Origin of the sequence: Massilia sp. YIM B02443 (assembly GCF_030411955.1) — a bacterium.
In the GTDB taxonomy this organism is placed as follows: domain Bacteria; phylum Pseudomonadota; class Gammaproteobacteria; order Burkholderiales; family Burkholderiaceae_D; genus Telluria.
Map to the genome: position 1 here is coordinate 223964 of NZ_JASNRA010000004.1, position 26735 is coordinate 250698.

Below are 26735 nucleotides of genomic sequence, written 5' to 3' on the forward strand. Positions count from 1 at the left end.
ATGACCTTCCCGACCGTATTGCCGGCGCCGCGCGCCGTCCTGTTCGACCTCGACGGCACGCTGGCCGACACCGCGCCCGACCTGGCCGCGGCCGTCAACTGGCTGCGCCTTGAACGCGGCCTCGATCCGACGCCGTACGAAGTGCTGCGTCCGACCGCCTCGGCCGGCGCGCGCGGCATGATCGGCGCCGCCTTCGGCCTGGCGCCGGGCGACGAAGGGTATGAAGAGCTGCGCCTGGCCTGGTTCGACCGCTACCAGTCGGCGATGGCGCTGCACACCACGCTGTTCGACGGCATCAATGAACTGCTGGCGGGCATCGAGGAAGCCGGCATGGCCTGGGGCATCGTCACCAACAAGCCGATGCGTTTCACCGATCCGCTGGTGCCGCAGATCGCCCTTGGCCACGCCGGCTGCATTGTCTCCGGCGACACCACGCCGCACGCCAAACCGCATCCGGCGCCGCTGCTCGAAGGCGCGCGCCGGCTCGGCCTTGCACCAGAACAGTGCTGGTACGTCGGCGACGACCTGCGCGACATCGAAGCCGGCCGCGCCGCCGGCATGGTCACCGTGGCCTGCGCCTGGGGCTACTGCGGCTCGATCGAGCCGTCGACCTGGGGCGCCGATTACCTGCTCGATACGCCGGCGCAGCTGCTGGCGACCTTGCGCGACGTGGCGGCTGCCGCACAGCGCGCTGCCTGAAATTCACAGGGCGGCGAGCGCGCCGCCCACCTCTTTCTGCGCTCGCTTACAGATCTTTACGATTGATACAGGAGCGCGTCTAGCTCCGAACCGGGCTCGCCATTAATCTACTCCCATACGACAACGCAACGTCTTCTGGAGCAGATCATGCAAAACCCGACCGCCAACCGCATCCACCCGCTGATCGCCGCCGCTGCCGCTTCGGTGATCATTGTCAGCCTGACCGGCGCCGCCGCCATCACCGGCCTGCTGCCGACCTCGAAGAGCGCACCCGAGCCGGCCCTGCCACTGGCAGCCGCTTCGCCGTACGCCATGCAGCAGGCAGGCATGAATCCTCAGCTCGCCGCCCAGCCGGGCCAGATGGCGCAGCAACTGAGCGCTGCCCCGGCGCCGCAGATGGTCCCGGCCATGGTGCCTGCGATGGTACCGGCCCAGCAGGTCGCCTACGCCCAGCCGGTGCAGGCCCAGCCGCAGCCGACCGTGATCATCAAGGAAAAGCCGGTGGTCAAAGTGGTAGAGAAAACCCGCGTCGTGCACGCCGCACCGAAGCCGGTGCGTTATGAGGAGCCACGCTATGCGCAGCCGGCACCAGCGCCAGCCCAGCCGAATTATGTCGGCATCGGCACCGGCGCCGTGATCGGCGGCCTGATCGGCAACCAGATCGGCGGCGGCAACGGCAAGAAACTGGCCACCGTGGCCGGCGTGATCGGCGGCGGCATCATCGGCAACGAAATCGCCAACCGCAACCGCTAATCCGATTCAAGCTCTCTCCCCTTGGCCGCAGGCGTTCAGCTTGCGGCTTTTTTCTTGAACACGCCGACGGTGGTGTCGCTCGGGAACATGCGTAGCACCTGGCCAGAAACCACCGTATTAAGCCGGGCCTAAGGAACGGATCTGTACATCGCCGGCGATTGAGGTACAATGAAGGCTCTTGACGTTGGGGGCGACCTGGTTTCGACGTGGGTTGCAAAGCAGCGCAGGGCATACCGAGGACTGGTTACCTCGTAAATACATCCAGAAATCAATAACTGCAAACGATAACTCGTACGCACAAGCAGCTTAATTGCTGCTAGCTCTACAACACCTCGCCTCTGGGGTGAGTCGCAAGACTGGTAGAGTCATTTACAGAGGCTAGGAATCAATCGGGTTACTTGGTTGCTTCCGAAATTTAAGGTAACTCGCTTGTACAAAGGGTGCACATCCCCGTTGTCCAGGTCAAATCAAATGATAGTGCTAAGTATGTAGAACTGTCTGTAGAGTGCTTGCGGACGCGGGTTCAATTCCCGCCGCCTCCACCAACCTCTTCCTGATAAAGCCGCTGATTCGTCAGCGGCTTTTTCTTTTTCCGATCCGCCAGTCTTCCAGGTGCAGCGGCCGCACGGTTCGATGCGCGAAACGAAAACAATAGACATTAAAGCAACCCACTGCTACATTTCGGCACGAACTTTTCTACCGGAAAGCGATGGGCGAATGCGCCTGCAGCTATCGACCAGGACTTTGCCCCATGCAGCACCAACCGAATCCAACCGTTCCGACCAACACCCAGCCCGGCAGCGCCGTGCGCCTGTTTCAATCCCGCCCGCTCCTGGTCCTGCTGCTGGCCAGCCTGTGCCTGATGCTCCCGGTCTGGCTGATCGGCCTGCCCTTCAGCGGCCACGACGCGCCGACCCACGCGCGCTGGCAAGCCGTGTTCGCCGAGCAGTTCTGGAGCGGCGACCTGTATCCGCGCTGGCTGGCGAGCATCAACGAAGGCCTGGGAAGCCCGGCCTTCTTCATCTATCCGCCGCTGCCGCACTTCGTCGCGGCCCTGCTCGCCCCGCTGTCGGACGGCGCCGCATGGGCCCAGCAGCGGCTCGGCATCTCGGCGACGCTGGCGCTGTTCGTCGGCGGCGTCGGCGCATGGCTGTGGCTGCACGCGCTGACGCGCGACCGGATCAGCGCATTGTGCGGCGCGCTGGTGTTCCTGCTTGCGCCCTACCACCTTTTCCTGGATACCTATCACCGCTCGGCGTATGCCGAGTTGTGGGCCTTCGCCTGGGCGCCGTTGTCGCTGTGGGCGATCCATCTCATCGCCAGGAATCCCGCGCGCGGCGTGGGTGTGTATACGCTGGCCACGGCCGCCCTGGCCCTGAGCCATGCGCCGTCGTGCCTGGTGCTGCCGCCGGTGTATGTCGCCTACGCCGCCTGGCTGGCCTGGTCCGAGAAGAGGAAGGACATCTTCCTCTGGACCTGCGCCGCGTCGGCGGCGGCGATCCTGCTCGCAGGCGGCTATCTGGCCACTGCGCTGACGCACCAGGGCTATATCAATAATGACGCCTTGTACACGGGCTTCTTCGAGTTCGACCGCTGGCTGCTGCTGTCCGGCCGCTGGCAAGGTGGCGAACTGGCCATTTCCGGGATCACGGTGGTGCAGTTTGGCGCCTTGTTCGTGCTGGGCGGCCTGCTGCTGCGCGCGACTCCGTTGGATGCGGGCCAGCGCGCGCTGGTCAAGATCGCCATCGCCGGCGCGATCTTCCTGCTGCTGATGATGACCATCGTGGCTGCGCCGCTGTGGAAGCTGGTGCCGCTGGCGCAGAAGATCCAGTTCCCGTGGCGCCTGCTGACTGCGCAGACGATGCTGCTGGCGCTGGTCGCAGCCCTGTATGTCCAGGCAACACGCGGCTTGGGTCACGCGCCACGTACCATCCGGCAACGCCTGGCCCTGCCCTTGCTCGCTGTGCTGCTTGCCGTCAATGGCGGTCTGCTGGTCCTGGGCAAGCCGGTGTTCGAACGTCATCCGGCGCCGGGCAGCATCGACGTGCCCGAATACCGCATGGGCCCCGTCAATGGTTCGGCGGCGCTTTTCGATAACGGCGGCAAGGTCCGGGTCGTCACCGGCCAGGGCAGCGCGCGGCTCGAGGCACTGTCGCCGCGTCATCTGCGCATCCATGTCGATGCCGCCAGCGACGTGCGCGTGATCGTGCGCCAGTTCTACTACCCCGGCTGGGAATGCAGCGGCGCCTCCGCCGGTTGCACCGTCGCCAGATTTGGTCCCGGCACGCCTGTGCTGGCTGTCGACGTCAAGGCAGGCAAGCAGAGCGTCGACGTGATCCTGGCCAAGACGCGCGGCGAGCGCATTGGTCTTCTGGTGAGCTGCGCCGGCCTGGTCTTGCTCGCGGCATTGTGCCTGGCTGCGCGCTGGCAGCATGCCAGGCCGAACGACAGCTAGAAGACGCTCGCCTCCACGACAAAGCCGCTGCTTCGCCAGCGGCTTTTTCATTGCCGATGCACGGATAACGGCGACCGGATCCGCGTTTGCTGCGTTGCATAAATACGTCGAAAAACAGGCTGATGTTAAAAAGTAATCAAAATTAATGGCCTAAATTACAACCCCCTGTTACATTCCATCAGCCAGCTGACTTACCGAGAATGAATGCGTTCGTGTACCAGCAGTCCCATCCCTTACCTGCCGCCCCATGCACAGCCAACCCAATCCGGTCAGTCCGAATTATTTCAGTCTCGGCGCCCTGCTCGCCTTCGGCCGCCTGCACATTTCCCCCTACGCCATCCTGTTCGTCCTGTCCGCCGCCCTGCTGCTGCCGATCTGGCTGATCGGGCTGCCGGTCAGCGGCCATGATGCGCTGGCGCACGTGCGCTGGCAGCAGGATTTCGCCCAGCAGTTGTGGAACGGCGAGTTCTATCCGCGCTGGCTGCCCGGACTGAACGGCGGCCTGGGCAGCCCGGCCTTCTTCATCTACCCGCCGCTGCCGCACTACCTGGCCGCCGTGCTGGCGCCATTGTCCGATGGCCATGGCTGGGCCCAGCACCGCCTCGGCATCCTGGCCGCGCTTGGCTTCTATGCCAGCGGCGCCGGCGCCTACCTATGGCTGATGCAGGTCACGCGCGACCGCACCAGCGCGCTGCTGGGGGCGATCGTGTTCATGGTGGCGCCCTATCACCTGTTCATCGACACCTATTACCGCTCGGCGTACGCCGAACTGTGGGCCTTTACCTGGGCGCCGTTCTCGCTGTGGGCGATTCATCAGTTCGAGCGCAGGCCGGCGCGCGCGGTCGCCGTCTTCACGCTGTCGAGCGCCGCCCTGTTCCTGAGCCACGCGCCGTCGTGCATCGCCCTGCCGCCGCTGTACCTCGCCTATGCCGCCGTGCTGGCGCTGCATGCGAAGAAGAAAAGCATCCTGCTCTGGACCTGCGCCGCGTCGGCCGCTGCAATCGCCATCGCCGGCGCCTACCTGGCCACGGCGCTGACGCACCAGCATTTCATCAATGGCAGCGCGCTGTATGCCGGCTATTTCGATTTCTTCCGCTGGCTGCTGCTGGCCGGACAGCGCTGGCCGCGTCCGGGCGCCGAGATCGGCATCGCCGGCATCTCGGTGGTGCAGTGCGGCGCCCTGTTCGTGCTGGGCTGGCTGCTGCTGCGCGCACGCGACGTGAATCCGACCCACCGCGCCCTGGTGCGGCTGTCGATGGCCGGTTCGCTCGCCATCCTGTTCCTGATGACGAGGCTGTCGGCGCCGGTCTGGGTGTTGCTGCCGATCGCGCAGAAGATCCAGTTTCCGTGGCGCCTGTTGACCACCCAGTGCGTGCTGCTGGCGCTGGTCGCGGCACTGTACGTGCAGTGGGTTCGCAACCGCGCCGCCGGCAGTGCACGCACCAGGCGCCAGCGTTTGCTGCTGCCGGTGTTCGTCGCGCTCGCCGCCGTGAACATCGCGCTGATGTTCGTGCTCAAGCCGATCTTCAGCGACACTCCGAAGCCCGGCTCGATCGACGTGCCCGAATACCAGATGGGCGATCCACTCGTCGCGAAGACACTGTTTCCCGATAACGGCAAGGTACGCCTGCTGTCCGGCCAGGGCGCCCAGGGCGCCCAGGGCGTCAGGCTGGAGCAGATCACGCCGCGCCACATGCGGCTGCACCTCGACGGCGCCGGCGAAGCGCGGCTGCTGGTGCGCCACTTCTTCTACCCGGGCTGGGAGTGCGCGCGCGGCGCGCGCAGCGCTTGCACGGTGCAGAAGTTCAATGCGAAAACACCGGTGCTGTCCGTGATCGCCGGTCGCGGCAGCGGTCCGGTGGACCTGATCCTGGCCAAGTCGCGCATTGAACGGATCGGCGAGCAGATCGCCATGGCCGGGCTGGCGCTCATGGCGCTGCTGTGCCTCGGCACCATGCTGTGGCGCAAGTCAAGCGCGACGATGGAGCAGGAAGGTCCGGCGTAAGCGCTGCGTTCCGGGTGCATTCCTTGTATCAACATCCGCTTTGCGATACCATGGCGCCCGCCCTTGGGGAGTAGCCTGCTTCCTTCAACGGAAGTTCCCGTATCAACATACTTGACGCGCTCGCGTCATGGTGCGGAAGCCTTCTGGTTGGCAAGACCAATGGCATGTTTGCGTGACGATCGGGCCACGCGGCATGCCTTTGTCGTTTTTGCGACCTGTGCCCGATCGGAAAGCTGTCATGACTCTCGCCGCCATCATCATCCTCGCCTTCGCCATGTCGACCGACGCCTTTGCCGTCGCTATCGCCATGGGTGCACGCCGCAATCACATCCCTTTCAGCGAAGCACTCAAGACCGGCCTGCTGTTCGGCCTGATCGAAGGCGTCACGCCGCTGGTCGGCTGGGCGCTGGGCAGCATCGCGGCCTCGTACGTGGAGAGCTGGGATCACTGGATCGCCTTCGTGCTGCTGGGCGGCCTGGGCCTGCGCATGATGCATGAGGGGATGCAGGCGCCGGACACCGGCGAGGAAGCGGCGCCGCGCGCCTTCTGGCTGCTGGCGCTGACCGGCTTCGCCACCAGCATCGACGCCCTGGTGGTGGGCGCCGGCCTGGCCTTCACCGATACCGGCATCCTGCAGCCGGCGCTGGCGATCGGCCTGGCGACCTTGAGCATGGTGACGCTGGGGATGCTGGTCGGGCGCCGCATCGGCGCCGTGTTCGGCAAGCGCGCCGAAGTGTTCGGCGGCCTGGTCCTGATCGCGATCGGCAGCCTGACGCTATGGCAGCACCTGCAGTGACCACCGATCTCGCTTGACGGTTACGAGGTCGGTCCCGGATCGGAACCGGCCGTCTGCAGCACCATCAGCTGCTTCCTGATCGCTTCGTTGAAGGCCGGGATGTCGTCCGGCTTGCGGCTGGTGATCAGCTTGCCATCGACGACCACTTCTTCGTCGGTCCATTCCGCGCCGGCATTGCGCAGGTCGGTCTGCAGCGACGGCCAGCTGGTCATGTGCTTCGATTCGGCCACGCCGGCGTCGATCAGCGGCCACGGGCCGTGGCAGATGGCGGCGATCGGCTTGTCCTCGTCGCCGAAGGCCTTGATGAAGGCGATCGACTCCGGGCTCAGGCGCAGGTTGTCCGGATTGGCGACGCCGCCCGGCAACAGCAGCAGGTCATAGTCGCCCACCTGCGCTTGCGCCACGTTCAGGTCCACCGTGAACTTGTCGGCCGGGTCCAGGTGATTGAAACCCTGGACCTGTTCGCCCGCTCCCTTCGGCGACAGCAGCGTCACCTGCACGCCCTGCCCCTCGAGGAAGCTGCGCGGCTTCGTGTATTCCACCTGCTCGACGCCGTCCGTCATCAGGACCGCCACGCGCCGGCCCTGCAAGGATTGGGCATTCAATTCCACCTGCTCTGCTGGTTCCATACGACCTCCATATTCGATGTGATTTTCCGATGCATGTTGCTCCGCATGCGCTGTATTGCATGCGGAGAAAGCGTTGCAACAATTGTAGGTCGGCGCCGCGCCGCGCGGCGCGCGCGTGCGCCGGGAATCAGGGCAGCAGGTAGCACACGTCGTCGCGGTCACGCCCGCCGGATGCGGTGCACAGGAAGCCGTCCAGGCCGAGCCGGGTGGCGCCATCCAGGTTGACGCCGCCGACGGCATCGCGCCGCAGCACCACCTGCAGTTCGCGGTACGGCACTTCGATCGCGAAGCGGTCGAGCAGGCCGGCCAGCGCGCGGCTGCCGGCAGCGCCGGGCAGGAAGCGTTCGAATTCCTCGCGCTCGAGCGGCCCCAGGCGCACGCGCATGCCGAGTTCGGGACGCGGCAGGCGCGCGCCGGCGGTGGCGCCGGCGCCCAGTTCGCAATTGCCGCGCGCCAGCAGCGTGCGCTGGTCCGGCGCCAGCACGTCCCAGCGGCCGCTGAATTGCTCGACCGCCACCGGCACCTGGAAATAGGCGCGCAGCACGCCGGCGATCAGCCCGGCGCTGACCACGCGGCTGCGCAGGGCGGCGGCGAAGCGTGCGCACGCCAGCGTCTCCGGATCGGGCGCGGCAAGGTCATCGGTTGCGCTCTGCGCCCCGCCCGCCAGCGCCAGCAGCAGCGGCAGCAAGCGGTCGTGCTCGCCATCGGCCGGATGGCGCAACCGGTACTTGCACCAGGCGCGATAGAACAGCGCCACCTGGCGGCTGGAAAACAGGTCGAGGAAGGCGCGCGCGCCGCCGTCGCGCGACTCGGCTTCCCAGGCGGCGAAGCGCTCGGTGTAGTGCAGTGGCAAGGCGCCGCTCACACCGAGCAAGCCCATCAAGGCAGGCGTGACATTGACCGCCGGCGCGCCTTCGGTGGTGCAGGCGATCGCTTCGATCTCGCTCGGCGGAAAGCCCAGCGCCAGGCTGTTGCGGAAGCGGATCAGGCCCAGCGCCTGTTCCGGCGCAATACCCTGGCGCACCAGCCAGCGCACCAGCAGCCGCACCGCCTGGAAAAAGGCGTAGCGCTGCGGGTGCTGCAGCAGGTCGGGGATCACGCCGCGCGGCGCTACCGGGGCCGCCAAAGCCGTCGGCGCCGCCGCCGGCACTGCGGCGCTACTGCTGCCCGGAATGTCGCTCGCCTCGGCCATCACAGCAGCGCCAGGCTGCCGGTGCGCGGCTCGCAGCGCAGCAGCTCGCGTCCACGCTCGCCCGCCCCTTCGCGGTTCGACACCAGCACCAGCCGCGTGAAACTGTTCAGGTGCACGTAGAGCCCCAGGAAGCGGCTGATCACCTGGCCGAACACGAACAGGCTGCTGCCCGCGAACGCGTCCTCGTCGATCGTCATCCTGAGCTCGACCCCATGCACCAGCGAGGCGCCGTAGCGGTTGCGCAGCCAGGCGGTGGCAGGACGCGCCGCCAGCGCCACGATGCCGGCCACCTGGCGCCGGGTGGTGGCCGAGCGCGCCAGGTCGTACAGCGCCAGCGTCTCGCGCAGGGCGTCGAGGTCGGCCAGCGAGCGGTGGTTCAGCGCCAGCTGCGCCACCAGGCGCCAGTGGCTGCCCGGGCGCTGACCGAAGCCCAGCGGCGCGCTCGGCTTGCGCAGCAGGCGGATCGGCAAGCCGTTGCTGGCGGTCTCGCTGGCCAGGTCGCCGCCGGGCGCGCCAAAGCCGGCGCTGCAGGCGTGCACGCCGTTGCTGCAGGTCAGTTCGATCGAGGCGACCCAATCCCGGGCGCCAAGCAGGGCGAAGTCGTCGTCGCTGAAGCCGATCTTCATGCGCCGGTGCTGATCGCCGGCGTCGTCGCGGCGTGCGAACCAGTAGCGCCGGCCGGAAATATCCTCACCGCCCTCACCATGGCCGAGACCGTAATACGGCCGGTAGGCCAGGCTGGCGCTCTTGCCGTCCTCGCTGCGCAACACATGCACCGCATCGATGCTGTAGACCTCGACGCCCTCTTCGTGGCGGTTCGGCGCCACGTCATACAGCGCCGCGCGTTGGGTGATGCGCACCGGCGCCGCCGGCTGGCGAAACAGGTTCACCACCGGCGCGCAACCGGGCGCCAGGTGCGCGGCCGACAGCGCGCGCAGGATGCGCGCCGGCGCGGCCTCGGCCGGCATGCCGCCCAGCAAAAAATGCAGGGTGATGCGGCGCGCGCCGGCCGGCAGCAGCGGCGCCAGCTGGGCCAGGTCGACGTCGATGAAGTGGAATTTGTCGGGAAAAGCAAAATATTCGAGCAGCAGGCGGTAGGCCGGATGCGCATGCGGCGGTTCCGGCACCAGCGCCTCATCCGATTCGAGCCCGCCCAGGCGCAGCGGCAACCGTTCCAGGCGGCGCCAGGCGTCGCTGCCTTCGGACTCGACCCAGGTCTCGAGCACGCCCATGAACAGGCTGTCGAGCAGCGCCGCCGCCAGCGCGCCGTCGGCGTCGACGTGCAGGCGCAGGCGCGGCAGGCCGAGCTGGGGCAGCATGCGCAGCGGCGTGAGGCTCTCGAGGGCGAGGCCGATGCGTGCGCCGGCGCGCGGCGCCATGCGGGCGCGTGGCGGCAGCTGCGCCACCGGCTCGAACCAGGCGCGCGCCACGCTCACCGGCGCCAGCGCCAGGTCGGCCGTGGTGCGCAGGCGCACCGGCGCGCCCTTGGCGGCCAGCGCCTGCATCTCGGTGCCGCGCGGCACCACGTGCACGTGCTCGATCCTGGCGGCGCGCGCCGCTTCGCTGGCGTCAATCCGCACGATCGAACAGCTCGGCAAGCCGTGCAGGAAATGCGGGTACAGGCTGCCCAGCAGCGCATCGGTGAATTCGGGGTAGTCGTCGTCCAGCTTGCGGGCGGTACGCGCGTTGAGCAGGGCCACGGCCTGGATCAGGCGCCGGATGTGCGGGTCTTCGCTGCTCTCCGCGCCCAGGCCCAGTTCGGCGGCCAGGCGCGGGTACTGGTGCGCCAGTTCGCGCCCGACCGTGTTCAGGTAGACCAGCTCGCGCTCGTAGTACGGCAACAGCTCTTCCATGGCGCTCTCCGCGTCGGCTTGACACCCTACGGTCGTGCAGATCGTGGGCGCTGGCATTGCGACGGCGCAATGTATTGTGGGATCTAAATCGGCATGGGTAGCGCGCGTCGTGCGGCCCGGATACCGGCCTTGTCAATAAATCAGTAAAATCATGGGTTCCGTCGAACGCCGTCCCGACTGCACCATGACCACCACCAACGCCGCCACCGCCCGCCACCCCGTCCGCACCGAGATCGCCACCCTCTGGCGCCTGTCGTGGCCGGTACTGGTGGGCCAGCTGGCCACGGTCGGCATGGGCGTGGTCGACGTCGCCATGACCGGCCACGTCAGCGCCGAGGAACTGGCCGCGGTCTCGCTCGGCACCGCGGTGTGGTCGATCGTGCTGGTGACCGTAATGGGCACCATGATGGCGATCAATACCGTGGTCGCGCACGAGATCGGCGCCGCGCGCCACGACCAGGTGCCGCACTCGGTGCGCCAGGCCATGTGGAAGGGCTTGCTGGTGGGCGTGGTGGCCTGCCTGTTCGCCAACCTGTGCACGCTGCTGTTCGACCACGTCGGACTGGATGCGCCGGTGGCCGCGCGCGCCTCGCTGTTCCTGCACGTAATCAGCCTCGGCATGCCGGCCTTCGGCGTGTACCGCGCACTGTACGGCTACACCACCAGCATCAACCAGACCAAGCCGATCATGTGGATCGCGATCGCCGGCCTGGTCTGGAACACGATCGTCAGCTGGCTGCTGGTGTACGGCAAGCTCGGCTTTCCGCAGCTGGGCGCGGTCGGCTGCGCCATCGCCACCGCCAGCGGCATGTGGCTGATGCTGTTCGCCATGCTGTGGTGGATCAGGCGTTCGCCGGCCTACCGCCTGACCTATCCATTCGACCGCTACGAAGGGCCCGAGGGCAAGAGCATCTGGTCGATGCTGCGCCTGGGCCTGCCGATCGGGGTCACGTATTTCGCCGAGGTCAGCGCCTTCGGCCTGATCAGCCTGCTCGTGGCGCGCTTCGGCGTGGTGCAAGTGTCGTCGCACCAGATCGCCCTGAACTTTTCTTCGCTGGTGTTCATGGTGCCGCTCAGCTTTGCGATCGGCATGCTGACCCGGGTCGGCCAGGCCATGGGCGAAGGCGACCCGGTGCGGGCGCGCTTCGTCGGCTGGGTCGGCGTGGGCGTCTCGGTCGCCTTCGGCGCGCTGTCGGCGATCGGCATCGCCCTGTTCCGCTGGCAGATCGCGGCCGCCTACACGTCCGACCCGGCGGTGCAGGCGGTCACGGCCGACCTGCTGCTGTTCGCCGCCCTGTTCCAGCTGTCGGACGCGACCCAGGTCGCCACCGCCTCGGCCATCCGCGGCTACCAGGTGACGCGCCCGCCGATGATCATCCAGCTGCTGTCGTTCTGGGGTCTGTCGCTGCCGCTCGGCTGCATCCTGGGCCTGGCGCCGCAATGGTTCCCGTGGTCGCCCGCGGAACCGATGCAGGCTACCGGCTTCTGGATCGGACTGGTGGCGGCACTGACCGTGGCGGCCGCGCTGCTGACCTGGCAGTTCGAGCGCCTGGCGCGCCAGCGCATTCGGGCAGGCAGCCCGGTGCCGGTGAAGGCGGCAGCTTAGTATGTGAAGGAGTGTTGGTTTCAGGGCAAGTAATTACAGCGTTTTCGGGCCGACTCTGGTATCGTCTCGCGATTGCTGCACATTAATAATCTTTCCAGAGACATCCATGCGCCCTCTCCTCCTTCTCCTGGCCGCGCTCGCGGCCGCGCCGGCCTCGGCCGAACGCCTGACCCTGGACCGCATCCACGGCGAAACCTCGCTGGCAGGTCCCGGCGTGCGCAGCCTGCGCGTGTCGCCCGACGGCGAACGCGTCACCTTCCTGCGCGGCAGCGCCGACAACCAGTACCAGCTGGACTTGTGGGAATACAACACCAAGAGCAAGGCCACGCGCCGCCTGATCGATTCCAAGCGCCTGGTGCCAACCGAAGAATTGTCGCTGGAAGAAAAAGCGCGCCGCGAACGCGCCCGTACCGCCGGCCTGTCGGGCATCCTGAACTATTTCTGGTCGCCGGACGGCAAGCAGCTGCTGGTGCCGATCGCCGGCAACCTGTACCTGGTCGACGCCGCCAAGCCTGACGCCGCGCGCAAAGTCGCATCAGGCAACGTCACCGATCCGAAAATCTCCCCGCGCGGCCGCTACGTCTCGTTCGTGCGCGACCAGAACCTGGTCGTGATCGACCTCAAAACCGGCGCCGAACGCGCGCTGACGACGGACGGCAAGGGCACCATCCACAACGGCGAAGCCGAGTTCGTGGCGCAGGAAGAAATGAGCCAGCACACCGGCTACTACTGGGCGCCGGACGATTCGGCGATTGCCTACCGCCGCTACGACGAAGCGCCGGTGCCGGTGGCGCGCCGCTTCGAGATCTTCGCCGACCGCACCGAAGTGATCGACCAGCACTACCCGGCCGCGGGCGACCCGAACGTGCTGATCGACCTGATGGTGGTGAATCCCGCCACCGGCGAGCAGCGCAAGGTCGACCTCGGCGCCGAGAAAGACATCTACCTGATCCGCGCCGACTTCAGCGCCGACGCCAAGACCCTGGTCTACCAGCGCCAGTCGCGCGACCAGAAGCGCCTCGACCTGGTGGCGGTCGACGTCGCCACCCTGGCCCAGCGTCCGCTGCTCACCGAAACCTCGAAGACCTGGGTCGAGATCAACAACGACCTGCGCTTCCTGAAAGGCCGCAACGCCTTCATCTGGGCTTCGGAACGCAGCGGCCGCAAGCACCTCTACCTGTACGACCTGAACGGCAAGCTGCTGCACCCGATCTCGCGCGGCGAGTGGGGCGTGGACGACATCCTGGCGGTCGACGAAGGCGCCAACAAGGTCTACATTTCGTCGAACCGCGAAGCCGTGATCGACAAGCAGGCCTATTTCCTGGCGCTGGACGGCAGCACGGCCGACAAGCCGACCCGCATCACCAAGGGCGACGGCTGGCACGAAGCGGCCTTCGCCGGCAACGGCAAGCTGTTCGTGGAAACCTATTCCAACCCGAACACCCCGCCGCAAGTGTCGATCCGTAAACCTGACGGCAGCATGGTCGAGTGGCTGGAAAAGAACGAACTCAACGCCAACCACCCGTACGCCAAGTACCTGCCGGACCACCTGCCGACCGAATACGGCAGCATGAAGGCGGCCGACGGCCAGACGCTGTACTACTCGATCATCAAGCCGGCCAACTTCGATGCATCGAAGCGCTATCCGGTGTTCCTGTTCACCTACGGCGGCCCGCACTCGCAGCGCGTGACCCGTACCTGGGGCAATTACTTTGACCAGTATATGGCGCAGCAGGGCTTCGTCGTGTTTCGTCTCGACAACCGCGGCTCGGGCCGCCGCGAGCGCCAGTTCACCGACACCCTGTACGGCAACCTGGGCAAGCACGAAGTCGAAGACCAGGTGGCCGGCGTCGACTGGCTGGCCAAGCAGAGCTTTGTCGATCCGAAGCGCATCGGCGTGTTCGGCTGGAGCTACGGCGGCTTCATGACGCTGCGCCTGCTGGCGGCGGCGTCGGACAAGATCGCGATGGGCGTCTCGGTGGCGCCGGTGACCGACTGGGCGCTGTACGACACCCACTACACCGAGCGCTACGTCGGCGCCACGCCGAAGAGCAACCCGGCGGCCTACGAGCAGAGCGGCGTATTCGCGCACCTGGATGGCCTGAAGTCGCCGCTGCTCTTGATCCACGGCATGGCCGACGACAACGTGCTGTTCACCAACACCACGCGCCTGATCGACGACCTGGTCAAGCGCAACGTGCAGTTTGAACTGATGACCTACCCGGGCGCCAAGCACGGCATCTCGGGCCGCACCAGCCAGCGCCACGTGTTCGGCATGATCGAATCGTTCTTCAAGAAGAACCTGGGCGGGACCGAGGCGAAGTAATTCCGGTATCGTTTCAATGCAAAGGCCGCGTCGATCACGACGCGGCTTTTTTTATGGCGGATCGAATGCTTGACGCACAAACAAAAACAGCCGCACATGGCGGCTGTCTTCATGTGGCGGGTCATCCCGCCCGCGGCCCGCGTCCGGTTATGGACGGGTGGTCGTGGTGGTGGTGGTCGGACGGTGCAGGTCGTCGACCGCATCCTTGACGGCCTCTTTGGCGTCGCCCACGGAACCCTGCAGCTTGCCTTCGGCCTGGTTGGCCAGGCCTTTCGCCTGCTGCTCCTTGCTGTTGACGATCTTGCCAGCGCCTTCCTGGATGACGCCGCCAACTTCCTTCAGTTTGCCTTCGACTTGGTCCTTGTTCATGGTGCTCTCCTTTTCAAGTACATGCCGGGTGGCGATGCGTTGAGGTCAGATTAAGCCCTTCAGCTCTGCCGTTCTGTTCGCGTCCTAACACATCCATACAAGCACAGCCGCGCGACGTTTGACTCATGTAAATGCTAATCTTTTTGCAACATCGACTACGCTGAATCGGCATCTACCATGGACAACCACGATACGCCTTCCCACGCGCCGGCAGCGCACGAACCACCCACGCCCCAGCGCGCGCTGGCGCGCCGTGCCGCCATGATCTACGGCATCGGCGCCCTGTTCGTGGCCGGCCTGGCGGCGGCCACCCTGGCCTACGATGCCCTGCTGCTGATCTTCGCCTGCATCCTGTTCGCGATCCTGCTCTACAAGCTGAGCGATATCGTGCATCGACGCCTGGGCCTGAACCGGACGCTGGCGCTGACGCTGGTGGTGCTGCTCCTGGCCGCCATCATCGGCCTGGGCGGCTGGGCGATGGCGCCGCAGATCTCGGAGCAGTCGAGCCAGCTGGCGAAAGAGGTGCCGGCGGCGATCGAACGCCTGCAAGGCGAGGTCGAGCGCCATCCGCTGATGCAGCGCGTGGTGGACGAATTGCCGGCGCCGGAAGAAGCGATGAAGCAGCTCGGTTCGTTGATGCCGAACGCCGGCCTGCTGTTCGGCGGCGTGCTCGGCGCACTGGGCAACGTCGTGATCATCATTTTCGTCGGCATTTATTTTGCCGCAGCGCCGGGCGTCTATACGGGCGGCTTCATCCGCCTGATCCCGCAAGCCAAGCGCGGCCGCGCGCGCCAGGTCTTCAACGAAATGGGCGACTCGCTCGCCAGCTGGCTGCTGGGCAAGGCGGTGTCGATGCTGATCGTCGGCAGCGCCACCGCGATCGGCCTCAGCCTGCTGGGCGTGCCGCTGGCGCTGATCCTGGGCATCATCGCCGGCCTGCTCGACTTTATCCCCTACATCGGACCGATCATGGCCGGCGTGCCGGCGGTGCTGCTGGCGCTGTCGATCAGCCCCGACCTGGCGCTGTACGCGCTGCTGCTGTTCGCTGCCATCAATATGCTCGAGGGTTATGTCTTGCAGCCGATGATCGAAGCCAGGGCGATCGAGCTGCCGCCGGCGCTGGTGATCGTGATGCAGCTGATCTTCGGCACCCTGTTCGGCTTTGCCGGCGTGGCGCTGGCGACGCCGCTGGCGGCGGTGCTGTCGGTGCTGGTCAAGATGCTCTACATCGAGGACATATTGGGGGACAGACGACCCAGGGAGGCCGAGGCCGGCTGAGCCGGCGCGCGGGCCTTGAAGCCGGCCGAGCCGGCTCAGCCGGCGGCCAGGGACGAAAAAAAGCCGCGCAATGCGCGGCTTTCTTCATTGAGGCTGAATCGGATCAGCGATTGCCTTTTGCAACTTCTTTCAGGTCACCGACCTTCTTCTGCACTTTGCCTTCGGCCTGGTTCGACAGGCCTTCGCTCTGCTGCTGGCGGCTGCCCACGGCTTCGCCGACCTTCTGCTGAATCTTGCCGCCGACGTCCTTGGTCTTGCCTTTGATTTGGTCCTTGTTCATTGCAATCTCCTTGCGTGTTACATGGATGAGCCTTCAGCTTAGTAGTAACTTCCAGGCGGTTCTGTACGACGCTTAACAAACAGGATTCATGCAGGCTTGCGCCAGACGCTCGCCAGCCATGGCTGCTGATCGCGCGGCAAGCCGGGCGGACGGTAGTAATGGTGCAGCGCCCCGAAGCCGGCGGCCGTCACCAAGCGCTCCCAGCTGTTCCAGTCGTAATAGCTGCCATAGCGCGGCCCGTTCCAGCCTTCTTCGTTGTGCCCGCGCGGATTCGAGCTGAACAACACGCCGCCCGGCTTCAGGGTGTCGAACAGGCGCCCCAGCACCTGCGGCAAGGCTGCGCTCGGCACGTGGAACAGCACGGCGTTGGCGAAGACGCCGTCGAAAATCGCCGGAGGCAGGTCGAGCTGCAGGAAATCCTGCTGCCATACCTCACAGCCGCTGTAGGCGCGCGCCATCTCGACGAAGCGTTCGCTGCCGTCGACGCCGATAGCGCGGTGGCCGAGCGCGCTGAAGGTCTTGAGGTCGCGTCCCGGCCCGCAGCCGAGGTCGAGAATGGTGTACGGCGCCGGCGCCTCGATCGCGCCCAGCAGCGCGTCGATGTTCTGGCTGACGTCGTGGTCGACCGTGCCGGCGAAGAAGGCCTGTGCGGTCAGGTTGTAGTGGGCGAGCGTGCGCCGGGTGATGTCGTCATGGTCCATGCCGACATTGTGCCAGCGCAGCGCCCAAGGTGGGGCGGCGCCCGCAAGCGGGCGCCGTCTTTCGCGTCAGGCGCGGCTTACCAGATCCGCACCCGCTCCTGCGGCGCCAGGTACAGCGCCTGTCCCGGCTGCACGTCGAAGGCCTTGTACCAGGCGTCCAGATTGCGCACGGTATAGGTCCGGTACTGGGCCGGGGCGTGGCCGTCGGTCACCACGACGCGGCGCAGCGCGGTCTCGCGCATCTTGCTGCGCCAGGCGCGCGCATAGCCGGTGAAGAACTCGCGGTCGGCTGCGACGCCGGCATTCGCATCCTTGGCGGCGTGCGACAGCTTGAAGGCGTCGTAGGCCGCGGCCAGGCCGGCCAGGTCGGACAGGTTCTCGCTCAGCGTCAATTGCCCATTCAGCGCCAGGTCGTCGAATGGCTTGTAGGCCGAATACTGCGCCACCAGCTTTTGCGAGGCGGCGCGGAAGTGCGCCAGGTCTTCCTTGGTCCACCAGTCGCGCAGGCGGCCCTGGGCGTCGAACTGGGCGCCCATGTCGTCGAAACTGTGACTGATCTCGTGGCCGATCACGGCGCCGATCGCGCCGTAGTTGGCGGCGTCCGACGCCTTCGGGTCGAAGAACGGCGCCTGCAGGATCGCGGCCGGGAAGTTCAATGCGTTCTGCATCGGCAGGTTGAGGGCGTTGACCACGTGCGGCGGCATGGCCCAGGCCGCGCGCACCGGGCGCTGGTTCAGCTTGGCCAGCTCGTTCTGGTAGCGGAATTCCTGGGCACGCAGCACATTGCCCAGTGCGTCGGTCGGCGATACCTGCAGGCCGCCATACGACGCCCACGTGTCCGGGTAGCCGATGCCGACGTACATGGTGCGCACTTTTTCCTTGGCATGGTCACGCGTCGACGGCGCCATCCACTCCAGCTTGTCGATGCGGCGTTCGAAGGCGCTCTTGATGTCGGACACCATGCGCTGCACCTGGCGCTTGCTCTCGGCCGGGAAGTAGCTGCTCACGTACATTTTGCCGACCGCATCCGGCACGCCGGCCGTGGTCGCGCCCAGGGCACGCTTGGCGCGTGGCGACTGCTGCGGCGTGCCGGCCAGCACCTTGCCGTAGAACTCGAAGCGCAGTTCGGCGAAGGCCTTCGGCAGCGTGTCGGCGTACTGGTTCAGGGCGTTGAAGGCCAGGTAATCCTTCCAGGTCGCCAGGTCGGTGGCGGCCACTTCGGCCGCTGCGCCGCGGAGCGCGCCCGGGTGGTAGACCATGAAGCGGTCCTGCTTGCCCAGGCGCGCGCCATGCAGGAAGGCGGTCCAGTCCATGCCCGGCGCCCTGGCCGCGAAGTCTTTTGCGCGCCAGACGTTGTTGGCCTTCTGGATGTCGGCCGACTCTTCGCGCGTGGCGTGGCTTTGCGCCAGTTTCAGTTCCAGCGCGAACACCCTAGCGGCACGCTGTTCGGCATTGTCATGACCGCCCAGCTTGAGCATGGCGGCAATGTAGTCCTGGTAGCGGGTGCGCAGCTCGGCCATGCGCGGGCTGGCGTCGAGGTAATAGGCGCGGTCCGGCAGGCCGAGGCCGCCCTGCAGCAGGTAAGGCAGGTTGACGTTCGGCTCGCTCAAGCCCTGGTTGATCCACACGCCAAACAGATTCGGCGTGCTGAAGTTGGTGTAGTTCAGCGGGTCGACGTCGGCGCGCAGCGACTCGCCCAGCACGCGCGACAGCGTGGCGCGGTCCTTGATGGCGGCGATCCGGTCCAGGCGCGGCTGCAGCGGCTTGAGGCCGGCGGCGTCGATTGCTGCTTCGTTCATCCAGGCTTTGTAGAAGTCGGCCGCCTTGCGCGCCTCGGCATCGGCTTTATTGTTGGCGCCGGCGGCCTCGATCAGTTCGATGATGCGGGCATTGTTGTCGTCGGCCAGGGCTGCCATCGCGCCCCACGAACCGCGGTCGGCCGGGATCTCGGTCTTGTCCAGCCAGTCGTGGTTGGCCCAGCTGAAGAAGTCGTCGCCCGGCAAGATGGCAGCGGCGGCCGACTTGGCAGGCGCCGCGCTCGACTGCGCCTGTGCCTGCCCTGCGGCCAGCGCCGGCACTGCGGCCTGGGCCGCGCACAATGCCAGGACGATGGCGGCCTTGATGGGTGTCCAGCTCGATTTCATGGTGTCCTTTCAGTCTTTTGTCGGTTCGTGGCGTTCGGCGCGGGTCGGCGCCAACGCAAGTTGCCATCTTATCGGCTTCGCACGGATTCGTGGTGGAATAGGCAAGTTCGCGCCGCGTGCGATGGTCGTTATGGCACGGCCCGAAAATATTTTGAATATTTTTTGAAAAAACCCTAAAGTTCCCCCAACTGCATCCGTAAATGATTCAGACAACCGGGAATCCGGCCGTAGATTTATTGATGGCATAACAACATGAACGCAAACGAAGTCCTCGCGATGTACGAAAACCTGGCCGGCCTGACGGGCCAGATGGCGCAAGCCGCCAAGGCCGGCAACTGGAGCGACTTCGAACAGCTGAACATCGAAGCCAAGGTCGAGGCGCGCTCCGCCGCAGGCGGCGTGCCGGCGCTGGACGGCGCCAAGCGCCTGCGCAAGATCGACCTGCTCAAGCAGCTGATGGCCAACGACCGCGCGATCCGCGACATCACCGAACCGTTCGACGGCCAGCTCGACCGCGCGCTGCACGCGCACTGATCGACAAGCGATCGAACCAAGGCGCCTGCGGGCGCCTTTTGTTTTGCCTGCCGCTTTCGTGCCGAGGCAAACAGGAACCGGAAAAAGAAAAAGCGCCCGCAGGCGCTTTGAGTGCCACCGAGCCAAAGGCTCCGTGGCTGAATATGGAGAGAGCGAACCCCAGGTATCTCCTGGCGTCGCCTCTTGCCGGTTGCTTCCGGCGTCCACCGCCGCAGCTGGCTGGTGGACTGCTTCCGGACACAGGCGTTTCATCAACGGTTGTCTGCTTTCCGCGCCACGCTATCGGTGGTGGCTGCGCCAGACCCTGCGCCGTCCGTGATCACGTCGACCACGGGTCAAGTATAGCGTAATTATTGGTCTTGTGTAGACAAGTTGTGCGCCCCCTCTTCCAGCTGTGGCTCGACCACCGCAGGCGCTGCCTTCTTGCGCGCGAATCGCTGGCGCAGACGATCCATCATGGGTATCTGCGGCTCGCCGACCGGCCTCAGCGCAGGCGTTCTCGCGCGCCTGCGCAGCACCACAATCACGGCCCCGGCAAGCGCCAGCAGCGCGGTCACGCCGGCGCCGATCCAGCCCCATGGCGTTTCGGACTGCGCCTCGGGCGCAGGCTCCGGTTTCTTGCGGATCGGATGCGCCTTGGGTGCGGCCGGTTTCGGGCCAAGCACCTCGGACGGCCTGGCGCCCATCGCCACCTGCAGCACTCTGACCTTGTCTTCCAGCTCGCCGATCTGCTGGCGCAGCTGCGCATTCTTGACGTCGAGCGCAGCGCATACCGAGGGTTGGCCTGGCGCGGCTGGCGCGCAGGTGGCGGCTGCCGGCGGCGCGGCGATCGGCAGTGCGGGCGGCGCCGCCTTGGGTTCATGCTTCGGTTCGGGCTTCGGCTCGGGCTTCGGCTCGGGCTTTGGCGCCGCTTTCGGCTCCGGCACAGGTTCCGGCTTCGGTTCGGGTTTCGGCTTCGACTCGGGTTTCGGCGCTTTCGCCAGCACCGGACGCGGGACCGGCTTAGGGCGCGCCGGCGCGGCCTTGACCGGTTGCGGCTCCACGACGGGCGCCACCGGCACGACAGGAGCGGGCGCGACCGGCGCCGGACGCGGCGCCGGATTCGGGTCCGGCGCCAGCGACAGCGTCACCAGGCGCACGTTGCGCTGGCCGCCGTCGAACAGCTCGAGGTACAAATGCAGGCGGCTTGATTCAACCGGAGCCAGCGACGTCACGTGCAGGAACTGGCGGCCGTCGCGCCGCATCACAGACATGGTCAGGGTCGACAGCACGTGCGGCATGCCGAGCCCGCCGCCGCGGTAGACGTTCGGCTGCGCCAGGCGCGCCTCGACCGCGCCGGCCGGGTTGTCCAGCATCGTCAGTTCGATGTCGGCGACCAGCGGCTGGCCGATGTAGGAAGCGACGCGCGCGTCGCCCAGTTCGGCAGCGCCGGCAGATCCGGCGGCGCCCGCCAGCAGCGCACAGGTAAGGAAAGATGAAAGCCGCCTGGCCATGGAAAGACGATACAAAGACAAAAGAGACGAAAAGGAGTAGCCCGAGCGTAATTAACGGACATTGCGATAAACTCTTTAATCACAGCCGCGACTTTCGACTTTCCACCCTTGCTGTCAAACACAGGAACCGTTTATGGAACACAGGATTGAGAAGGACAGCTTCGGCCCGATCGAGGTGCCGGGCGACCGCCTGTGGGGCGCGCAGACCCAGCGCTCCCTGCACCACTTCCACATCTCGAGCGAGCGCATGGCGCCCGAGCTGGTCGGCGCGCTGGCCCAGGTCAAGCGCGCCGCCGCCGCCGTCAACCGCTCGCTCGGCAAGCTGCCCTCGGATAAAGCCGACGCCATCATCCGCGCCGCCGACGAGGTGCTCGAGGGCCGCCATCCGGATGAATTCCCGCTCGCCGTGTGGCAGACCGGCTCCGGCACCCAGAGCAATATGAACATGAACGAAGTGCTGGCCAACCGCGGTTCAGAGCTGCTCGGCGGCGAGCGCGGCGAAGGGCGCCTGCTGCACCCGAACGACCACGTCAACATGGGCCAGTCGTCGAACGACATCTTCCCCACCGCCATGCACGTGGCCGCCGCCTGGGCCGTGGCCAAGGAAGTGCTGCCGGCGCTGGCCCAGCTGCGCGCCACGCTGACCATCAAGTCGCGCGATTTCGAGCCGATCGTCAAGATCGGCCGCACCCACCTGCAGGACGCCACCCCGCTCACGCTCGGCCAGGAGTTCTCCGGCTACGTGGCCCAGCTCGAATATTCCGAGCAGGCCATCCGCGCTTCGCTGCCGGGCCTGCTGATGCTGGCGGCCGGCGGCACGGCGGTGGGCACGGGCCTGAACGCGCATCCCGAATTCGCCCCGCGCATCGCGGCCGAGCTGGGCTCGCGCACCGGCCTGACGTTCAAAAGCGCGCCCAACAAGTTCATGGCGCTGGCCGGGCACGACGCCATGGTCGCGGCCCACGGCGCCTTCAAGACCCTGGCCACGGCCTTGATGAAAATCGCCAACGACGTGCGCTGGATGGCGTCCGGCCCGCGTTCGGGCCTGGGCGAGATCACCATCCCGGAGAACGAGCCGGGCAGCTCGATCATGCCGGGCAAGGTCAATCCGACCCAGTGCGAGGCGCTGACCATGCTGTGCTGCCAGGTGTTCGGCAACGACGTCGCGATCACCGTCGGCGGCTCGCAGGGCAACTTCGAACTGAACGTGTTCAAGCCGATGATCGCGCATAACTTCCTGCAAAGCGCGCGCCTGCTGGCCGACGGCATGCGCTCGTTCGACGAGCACTGCGCCAAGGGCATCGAGCCGAACCGGGAGCGGATCGGCGAGCTGATGGAAAAATCGCTGATGCTGGTGACCGCACTGGCGCCGCACATCGGGTATGATCGCGCCGCGCAGATCGCCAAGAAGGCCTCTACCGACGGCCTGACCCTGCGCCAGGCCGCCCTGCAGAGCGGCTTCGTCGACGAGCAGCAGTTCCAGCAGTGGATCGTCCCGATCGACATGACCCGGCCCGATCCGGCGTGAGGGCATCCGGCTGCGCATCACCAGGACGGCGGGCGTGCCACGCCCGTCCGTCAAGCGGCCTCGTGAATCGTACGCCGCCTTCACCACCCCGAGGATAGAATGCAAAAAATAGTTTTCGATTTGACATCAGAATACGTCGAGCTCAACCAGTTGATGAAGCTGGTTGGACTGGTCGACAGCGGCGGCGCCGGCAAGAACATGGTCGCCAGCGGCGTGGTGTCGGTCGATGGTAAACAGGAGCTTCGCAAGACCGCCAAGATCCGCAGTGGCCAGACCGTCTCGGTCGGCGACATCCGCATCAGCGTGCAGTAAGGATGCGGCGATAGTGCGGATAGTGCAATAAAGCAGCGGGCCGACAGGCCGGCCGCCGGAGCATGAAAAGCGGCGGCTTATGTTTGCGCACTAACAAACAGAGCGGGGCTTCCTTGTTTATATTTTAAGACGTCATCTAACGGCTTAGAGGTGAAGGCAATGGAAACCCCGGAACACCACGCACAATCGCAGGAACAGCTGATTGGCGACCTGCGTCTCGTGATCGAGAACGCGGAAGAACTGCTCAAGAACACCGACCACTACTCCAGCGCGATGTACCAGAACGCGCGCGCCAAGCTGTCGCTGGCGCTGGAAGCGGCCAATGAGGAACTGGCCCGCTTCGAGGACGCCCAGCTCGAGCGCATGATGGCCGCCACCCGCGCCGCCAACGAACGCTTCCTGGACCGCACCGGCGAAGAGCGTATCCTGCGCGCGTTTCACTGAGCCGCTGTCATCAAGACGTCGTCGTCAGTGCATGCCTTATGGCGCATCGCGTTACGACTCACGCAAAAAACGTCATTCCCGGGAACGCGGAATGACGTTTTTTTGCGGCTGACACCCGGCGTCGTTACGCCTTCGTATTGATCGTATTCCCCAGGTGCGCCGGCAGGCTCTGGGCCTGCGGCACCGCGGCCAGCGACTCGATCAGCTGCGTCGCCGACGCCTTTTCGATATCCTGCGCGCGCTTCAGGACGGCCAGGCCGACTTCCTGGCGGTTGCCCGTTTCGGCCATGCTGGTGGCGAGTTTGGCGATATTCGTGACATCCATCGTGGTCTCCTGACAAGGCTGATCACTTGTTAACGGCTGTGCCGACCAGAACTTGAGGGTTGTTCCGTAACCAGCCGTGCAGCCAGTCGACCACCCCGTCCGGGTCGTTCAGATCGAGCCAAGCCACCCCGGCGCCCGCGTCATCGGGACGCGCCACGTCCGACACCACGCCGACGATATGCTCGTCCTCCGGATACAGCGCCGGCTTGCCCACCTCCGGGCGATACACCTCCAATTTGGGCAGCGCTTCCCACTTGTAGCCCTCCACCAGCGTCAGATCGGCCGGCGACAGGCGTTGCAGGTGTTCGGCCAGCGACGGTTCGGTTTCGCCGCGCAGCTCGCGCATGATCGCGGTGCGGTACGGCGACGCGATCATCACCTCGGCAGCCCCGGCCAGGCGCAGGCGCGCACTGTCCTTGCGCGGCGGCTCGAGTTCGATGTCATGGTGACTGTGCTTGACGATGTTCACGCGCAGCCCGGCGCCGGCCAGGCGCGCCACCAGTTTTTCCAGCAGCGTGGTCTTGCCGCTGCCCGACCAGCCGACGATGGCCAGCACCCTGCCGATTTCCTTGGCGACGACTTCACCTGCGACTTCAGTATGCGACACGATAACGGTACCCTCGGTAATTCATGACGGCCGCTTTCGGCAGCAAGCGTTCGAGCACCAGGCCGGGCGCCACTTCCTCGCCCTCGCGGCGCAGCATCTTGTCGACCAACAGCAGGCGCTCGGCCGGATCCGGCGAATAGATGTAGCCGCCGAAAGCCACCTTCGGGATCTCGCGCTGGATCGCCTCGGGCAACTGCTGCAGGGTGCGCACAGTGTCTTCGGCCGGCGCCTGGACCGCGGCCGGCGCGGCCACCGGTGCGGGCGGCGCATCCGCCACCCGTGCCGGCGCCGCCTCGCGTGCCTTCACCGGCGGCGCAGGTTCGGGCGCAGGTTCGGCAACAACGGCCGGCCGCGTCGGCGCGGCTTCCTTCACCACCGGAGACGGCGCGGATGCCGGCGCGGGTGCAGCGGCAGCAGGTGCGGCGGCGGGCGCCGGCGTGGGTGCCGGTGCGGGCGCAGGCGCCGGCGGCGCGGCGGCTGGCGCGGGAGTCGTGATCGGCGCGGGCGCCTGGGCCACCACCGCCGGCGCCGGCGCCTGCTCGCCACCCTGGCGCGTCCACCACACCACAGCCAGTGCCACCAGCACGCCCGTGCCTGCGCCGACCGCCGCATAGCGCCGTCCGGCCCCCTGCGCCGGCGCCGCCGCCGCATACGACTGCGCCGGCGCGTGGATCGTCGGTGCGCTTCCCAGCTGGCGCTCGGCCTGGGCCTTCTTCAATGCTTCGAGGATGTACGACATATTATTTTCCCGTCCCGCCGGCCGCCAGCAGGCGCGGTTCGGCCACGCCGGAGAGCTGGTTGAGACGCATGTAGGTGTGCGGTCCGGCCACGCCGTCCGCCTTCAGTTGCTGCGCTGCCTGGAAGGCGCGCAATCCCTCTTTCATCGCCGCGTCGAACGGCCGGTCGAGCGGCGGCGCGCCGGTGGACGTCAAACCGGCCAGGCGCTGCGCCAGCCAGTCGACGTCGGCGCCGCGGTCGCCCAGCGCCACCATCTCGCGAAACGCGCGCGGCACGCGCCAGAAGGTGGTGAACTCGCCGCCGAAACGGGCCACGAAAGACGGGATGCCGACCCGCTGGCGCCGGCCGTCGGCTTCCAGCGTGACGCTGTCGGCATCGAGCGCCAGCAGCAGCGCGTAGCCGGTGCGCGCGCCGTCGTGCAGCGTGACCACCGCCGGGCGGTCGAGCAGGCGCAGTTCGTACAACCCGCCCCGGCCCGCGTAGCAGCGCAGGTTGGCGCGCAGCGCGGCGTCGCACACCGATTTCACGTCGGCGCCGGCCAGGCTGGCGAAGTCCGAGCCCCATAAGGCAGCCAGCCGGCGCAGCGCGCCATGCTCGCTGGCCTGGGCCGGCACGCGCTCACCAGGCTTGGCGGGTGCGACCGCCTTGGCGACGTTCGCAGGGGCAGCCGCATTGGCGGCCACTACTTTCGCCGCTGCCGGCTGCTCGCCAGTCTGCGCCACCGCCGGCGCCTTCTCATGCGGCATGATCTGCCACGCGGCGGCGGCGCTGATCGCCACCCCGGCCAGCGCCCCGCCCGCGATCAGCGGCCAGCGCGCCCCAGGATTGCGCGCCGCCGGCTCGCCCGCGAACACTTCCTCGGCCGCGCGCAGCAGGATCGGGCGCGTGACTTGTGCGCTGTTCTCGACATAGGCGCCGAGCAGCGCGCGGTCGCACAGCAGGTTGATGCGGCGCGGCACGCCGTGCGTCAGCCGGTGCACCAGCGGCACCAGCGGCGGCGGGAACGGCGTGCCGACCGCGCCCGATACCGCCAGCCGGTGCCCGATGTAGGCGCCGGTCTCCGGCTCGGACAAGGGTCCCAGGTGATAGCGCGCGATCACGCGCTGCGCCAGCTGCTCCAGTTCGGGCCGCGCCAGCATGGTGCGCAATTCGGGCTGGCCGATCAGGATGATCTGCAGCAGCTTGCGTTCGCTGGTCTCGAGATTGGTGAGCAAGCGCAGCTGCTCCAGCACCTCGGGCGACAGGTTCTGCGCCTCATCGATCACCAGCACGTTGTTCAGGCCTTGCGCGTGCGATTCCAGCAGGTAGCGGTTGATCGCATCCACGTAGCCCTTCACGCCGAAGGGCGCGCTGCCTGCCGCCGGCAGTTCGATGCGCAGCTCGTCGCACACCGTCAACAGCAGTTCCTCCACCGTCAGCTTGGGGTTGAAGATGTAGGCCAGGCGGCAGTTCTCGGGCACCTGCTCGATGAAGCAGCGGCACACGGTGGTCTTGCCGGCGCCGATCTCGCCGGTGAGCAGGACGAAGCCGCCGCCGCTGCCGATCCCGTACAGCAGGTGCGCCAGCGCTTCGCGGTGCCGCTCGCTCATGAACAGGTAGCGAGGATCGGGCGCGATCGAGAACGGTGCTGCCTTCAGCTGGAAATAGTGGTTGTACATGCGGTTGATG

The 26735-nt window shown here is 66.7% G+C and carries 25 protein-coding genes and 1 other RNA gene; 14 read left to right on the forward strand and 12 right to left on the reverse strand.

The window, feature by feature from the left end:
• The 6 genes from QPK27_RS06695 to QPK27_RS06720 all read left to right on the forward strand — a co-directional run bounded on the left by QPK27_RS06695 (position 1) and on the right by QPK27_RS06720 (position 6708).
• Entirely contained in the window at positions 1-699 is a 699-nt protein-coding gene (locus QPK27_RS06695) for an HAD family hydrolase (protein WP_290417426.1), read from the forward strand.
• A 147-nt stretch (positions 700-846) separates the two neighbouring features.
• On the forward strand, positions 847-1452 hold the full coding sequence (locus QPK27_RS06700; protein WP_290417427.1) for a glycine zipper 2TM domain-containing protein: 606 nt from the start codon (positions 847-849) through the stop codon (positions 1450-1452).
• 186 nt (positions 1453-1638) lie between these two features.
• Positions 1639-1997: a transfer-messenger RNA gene (ssrA, locus tag QPK27_RS06705) on the forward strand.
• A 206-nt stretch (positions 1998-2203) separates the two neighbouring features.
• Entirely contained in the window at positions 2204-3907 is a 1704-nt protein-coding gene (locus QPK27_RS06710) for a hypothetical protein (protein WP_290417428.1), read from the forward strand.
• 247 nt (positions 3908-4154) lie between these two features.
• Entirely contained in the window at positions 4155-5912 is a 1758-nt protein-coding gene (locus QPK27_RS06715; RefSeq protein WP_290417429.1) for a hypothetical protein, read from the forward strand.
• A gap of 238 nt (positions 5913-6150) precedes the next feature.
• Positions 6151-6708: a manganese efflux pump MntP family protein gene (locus tag QPK27_RS06720; RefSeq protein WP_290417430.1), complete on the forward strand. Its 558-nt coding sequence runs from the start codon at positions 6151-6153 to the stop codon at positions 6706-6708.
• Between the two features lie 20 nt (positions 6709-6728).
• Here QPK27_RS06720 and QPK27_RS06725 read toward each other — a convergent pair whose 3' ends face one another.
• From QPK27_RS06725 to tssF, 3 genes are all read right to left on the reverse strand, one after another.
• Positions 6729-7337 (reverse strand): type 1 glutamine amidotransferase domain-containing protein, encoded by a 609-nt coding sequence (locus tag QPK27_RS06725; protein ID WP_290417431.1) that lies wholly within the window; start codon positions 7335-7337, stop codon positions 6729-6731.
• Positions 7338-7464: 127 nt separating this feature from the next.
• Positions 7465-8529: a type VI secretion system baseplate subunit TssG gene (gene tssG / locus QPK27_RS06730; protein WP_290417432.1), complete on the reverse strand. Its 1065-nt coding sequence runs from the start codon at positions 8527-8529 to the stop codon at positions 7465-7467.
• Positions 8529-10382, reverse strand: a complete 1854-nt coding sequence (gene tssF, locus QPK27_RS06735; protein WP_290417433.1) for a type VI secretion system baseplate subunit TssF — start codon at positions 10380-10382, stop codon at positions 8529-8531. The genes tssG and tssF overlap by 1 nt, the downstream gene beginning before the upstream one ends.
• Positions 10383-10566: 184 nt before the next feature.
• On the opposite strand from tssF, the gene QPK27_RS06740 reads away from it, so the two are divergent.
• Entirely contained in the window at positions 10567-11988 is a 1422-nt protein-coding gene (locus QPK27_RS06740) for an MATE family efflux transporter (protein ID WP_290417468.1), read from the forward strand.
• A gap of 106 nt (positions 11989-12094) precedes the next feature.
• On the forward strand, positions 12095-14314 hold the full coding sequence (locus QPK27_RS06745; RefSeq protein ID WP_290417434.1) for a S9 family peptidase: 2220 nt from the start codon (positions 12095-12097) through the stop codon (positions 14312-14314).
• A 147-nt stretch (positions 14315-14461) separates the two neighbouring features.
• Here the strand turns inward: QPK27_RS06745 and QPK27_RS06750 are convergent, their stop codons facing one another.
• The gene (locus tag QPK27_RS06750) at positions 14462-14683 is read right to left on the reverse strand and encodes a CsbD family protein (protein ID WP_290417435.1); all 222 of its coding nucleotides are present in this window, start codon (positions 14681-14683) and stop codon (positions 14462-14464) included.
• Between the two features lie 177 nt (positions 14684-14860).
• Here QPK27_RS06750 and QPK27_RS06755 point away from each other — a divergent pair, with 177 nt between their 5' ends.
• Complete coding sequence (locus QPK27_RS06755) at positions 14861-15961, forward strand: AI-2E family transporter (RefSeq protein WP_290417436.1); 1101 nt, start codon at positions 14861-14863, stop codon at positions 15959-15961.
• 103 nt (positions 15962-16064) lie between these two features.
• Here the strand turns inward: QPK27_RS06755 and QPK27_RS06760 are convergent, their stop codons facing one another.
• The 3 genes from QPK27_RS06760 to QPK27_RS06770 form a co-directional block, all read right to left on the reverse strand.
• Positions 16065-16241 carry a CsbD family protein gene (locus QPK27_RS06760; protein ID WP_290417437.1) on the reverse strand — a complete coding sequence of 59 codons (177 nt, stop codon included), beginning with the start codon at positions 16239-16241 and terminating at the stop codon, positions 16065-16067.
• Between the two features lie 86 nt (positions 16242-16327).
• Positions 16328-16942 (reverse strand): bifunctional 2-polyprenyl-6-hydroxyphenol methylase/3-demethylubiquinol 3-O-methyltransferase UbiG, encoded by a 615-nt coding sequence (locus QPK27_RS06765; RefSeq protein WP_290417438.1) that lies wholly within the window; start codon positions 16940-16942, stop codon positions 16328-16330.
• A 77-nt stretch (positions 16943-17019) separates the two neighbouring features.
• Positions 17020-19086: a M13 family metallopeptidase gene (locus tag QPK27_RS06770; protein ID WP_290417439.1), complete on the reverse strand. Its 2067-nt coding sequence runs from the start codon at positions 19084-19086 to the stop codon at positions 17020-17022.
• Here QPK27_RS06770 and QPK27_RS06775 point away from each other — a divergent pair.
• A complete protein-coding gene (locus QPK27_RS06775) occupies positions 19064-19252 on the forward strand; it encodes a hypothetical protein (RefSeq protein WP_290417440.1) in 189 nt (62 codons plus the stop codon). The genes QPK27_RS06770 and QPK27_RS06775 overlap by 23 nt on opposite strands.
• A gap of 86 nt (positions 19253-19338) precedes the next feature.
• Positions 19339-19620 (forward strand): flagellar protein FliT, encoded by a 282-nt coding sequence (locus QPK27_RS06780; protein ID WP_290417441.1) that lies wholly within the window; start codon positions 19339-19341, stop codon positions 19618-19620.
• A 350-nt stretch (positions 19621-19970) separates the two neighbouring features.
• On the opposite strand, the gene QPK27_RS06785 is transcribed toward QPK27_RS06780, so the two are convergent.
• Positions 19971-21113: a hypothetical protein gene (locus tag QPK27_RS06785; RefSeq protein WP_290417442.1), complete on the reverse strand. Its 1143-nt coding sequence runs from the start codon at positions 21111-21113 to the stop codon at positions 19971-19973.
• A 133-nt stretch (positions 21114-21246) separates the two neighbouring features.
• On the opposite strand from QPK27_RS06785, the gene fumC reads away from it, so the two are divergent.
• From fumC to QPK27_RS06800, 3 genes are all read left to right on the forward strand, one after another.
• Entirely contained in the window at positions 21247-22641 is a 1395-nt protein-coding gene (gene fumC / locus QPK27_RS06790; protein ID WP_290417443.1) for a class II fumarate hydratase, read from the forward strand.
• Between the two features lie 99 nt (positions 22642-22740).
• Positions 22741-22953, forward strand: coding sequence for an RNA-binding S4 domain-containing protein (locus QPK27_RS06795; protein WP_290417444.1), 213 nt, complete (start codon positions 22741-22743; stop codon positions 22951-22953).
• A gap of 159 nt (positions 22954-23112) precedes the next feature.
• Positions 23113-23397, forward strand: coding sequence for a DUF883 family protein (locus QPK27_RS06800; RefSeq protein WP_290417445.1), 285 nt, complete (start codon positions 23113-23115; stop codon positions 23395-23397).
• 124 nt (positions 23398-23521) lie between these two features.
• Here QPK27_RS06800 and QPK27_RS06805 read toward each other — a convergent pair whose 3' ends face one another.
• Genes QPK27_RS06805 through QPK27_RS06820 form a run of 4 tightly spaced genes read right to left on the reverse strand, consistent with a single transcriptional unit; the run spans position 23522 to position 26725 of the window.
• Complete coding sequence (locus tag QPK27_RS06805; protein WP_290417446.1) at positions 23522-23722, reverse strand: YjfB family protein; 201 nt, start codon at positions 23720-23722, stop codon at positions 23522-23524.
• Positions 23723-23744: 22 nt separating this feature from the next.
• On the reverse strand, positions 23745-24329 hold the full coding sequence (gene mobB, locus QPK27_RS06810; RefSeq protein WP_290417447.1) for a molybdopterin-guanine dinucleotide biosynthesis protein B: 585 nt from the start codon (positions 24327-24329) through the stop codon (positions 23745-23747).
• Positions 24316-25068: a general secretion pathway protein GspB gene (locus tag QPK27_RS06815; RefSeq protein WP_290417448.1), complete on the reverse strand. Its 753-nt coding sequence runs from the start codon at positions 25066-25068 to the stop codon at positions 24316-24318. The genes mobB and QPK27_RS06815 overlap by 14 nt, the downstream gene beginning before the upstream one ends.
• Position 25069: 1 nt before the next feature.
• A complete protein-coding gene (locus QPK27_RS06820) occupies positions 25070-26725 on the reverse strand; it encodes an ExeA family protein (RefSeq protein WP_290417449.1) in 1656 nt (551 codons plus the stop codon).
• Positions 26726-26735: the final 10 nt, after the last annotated feature.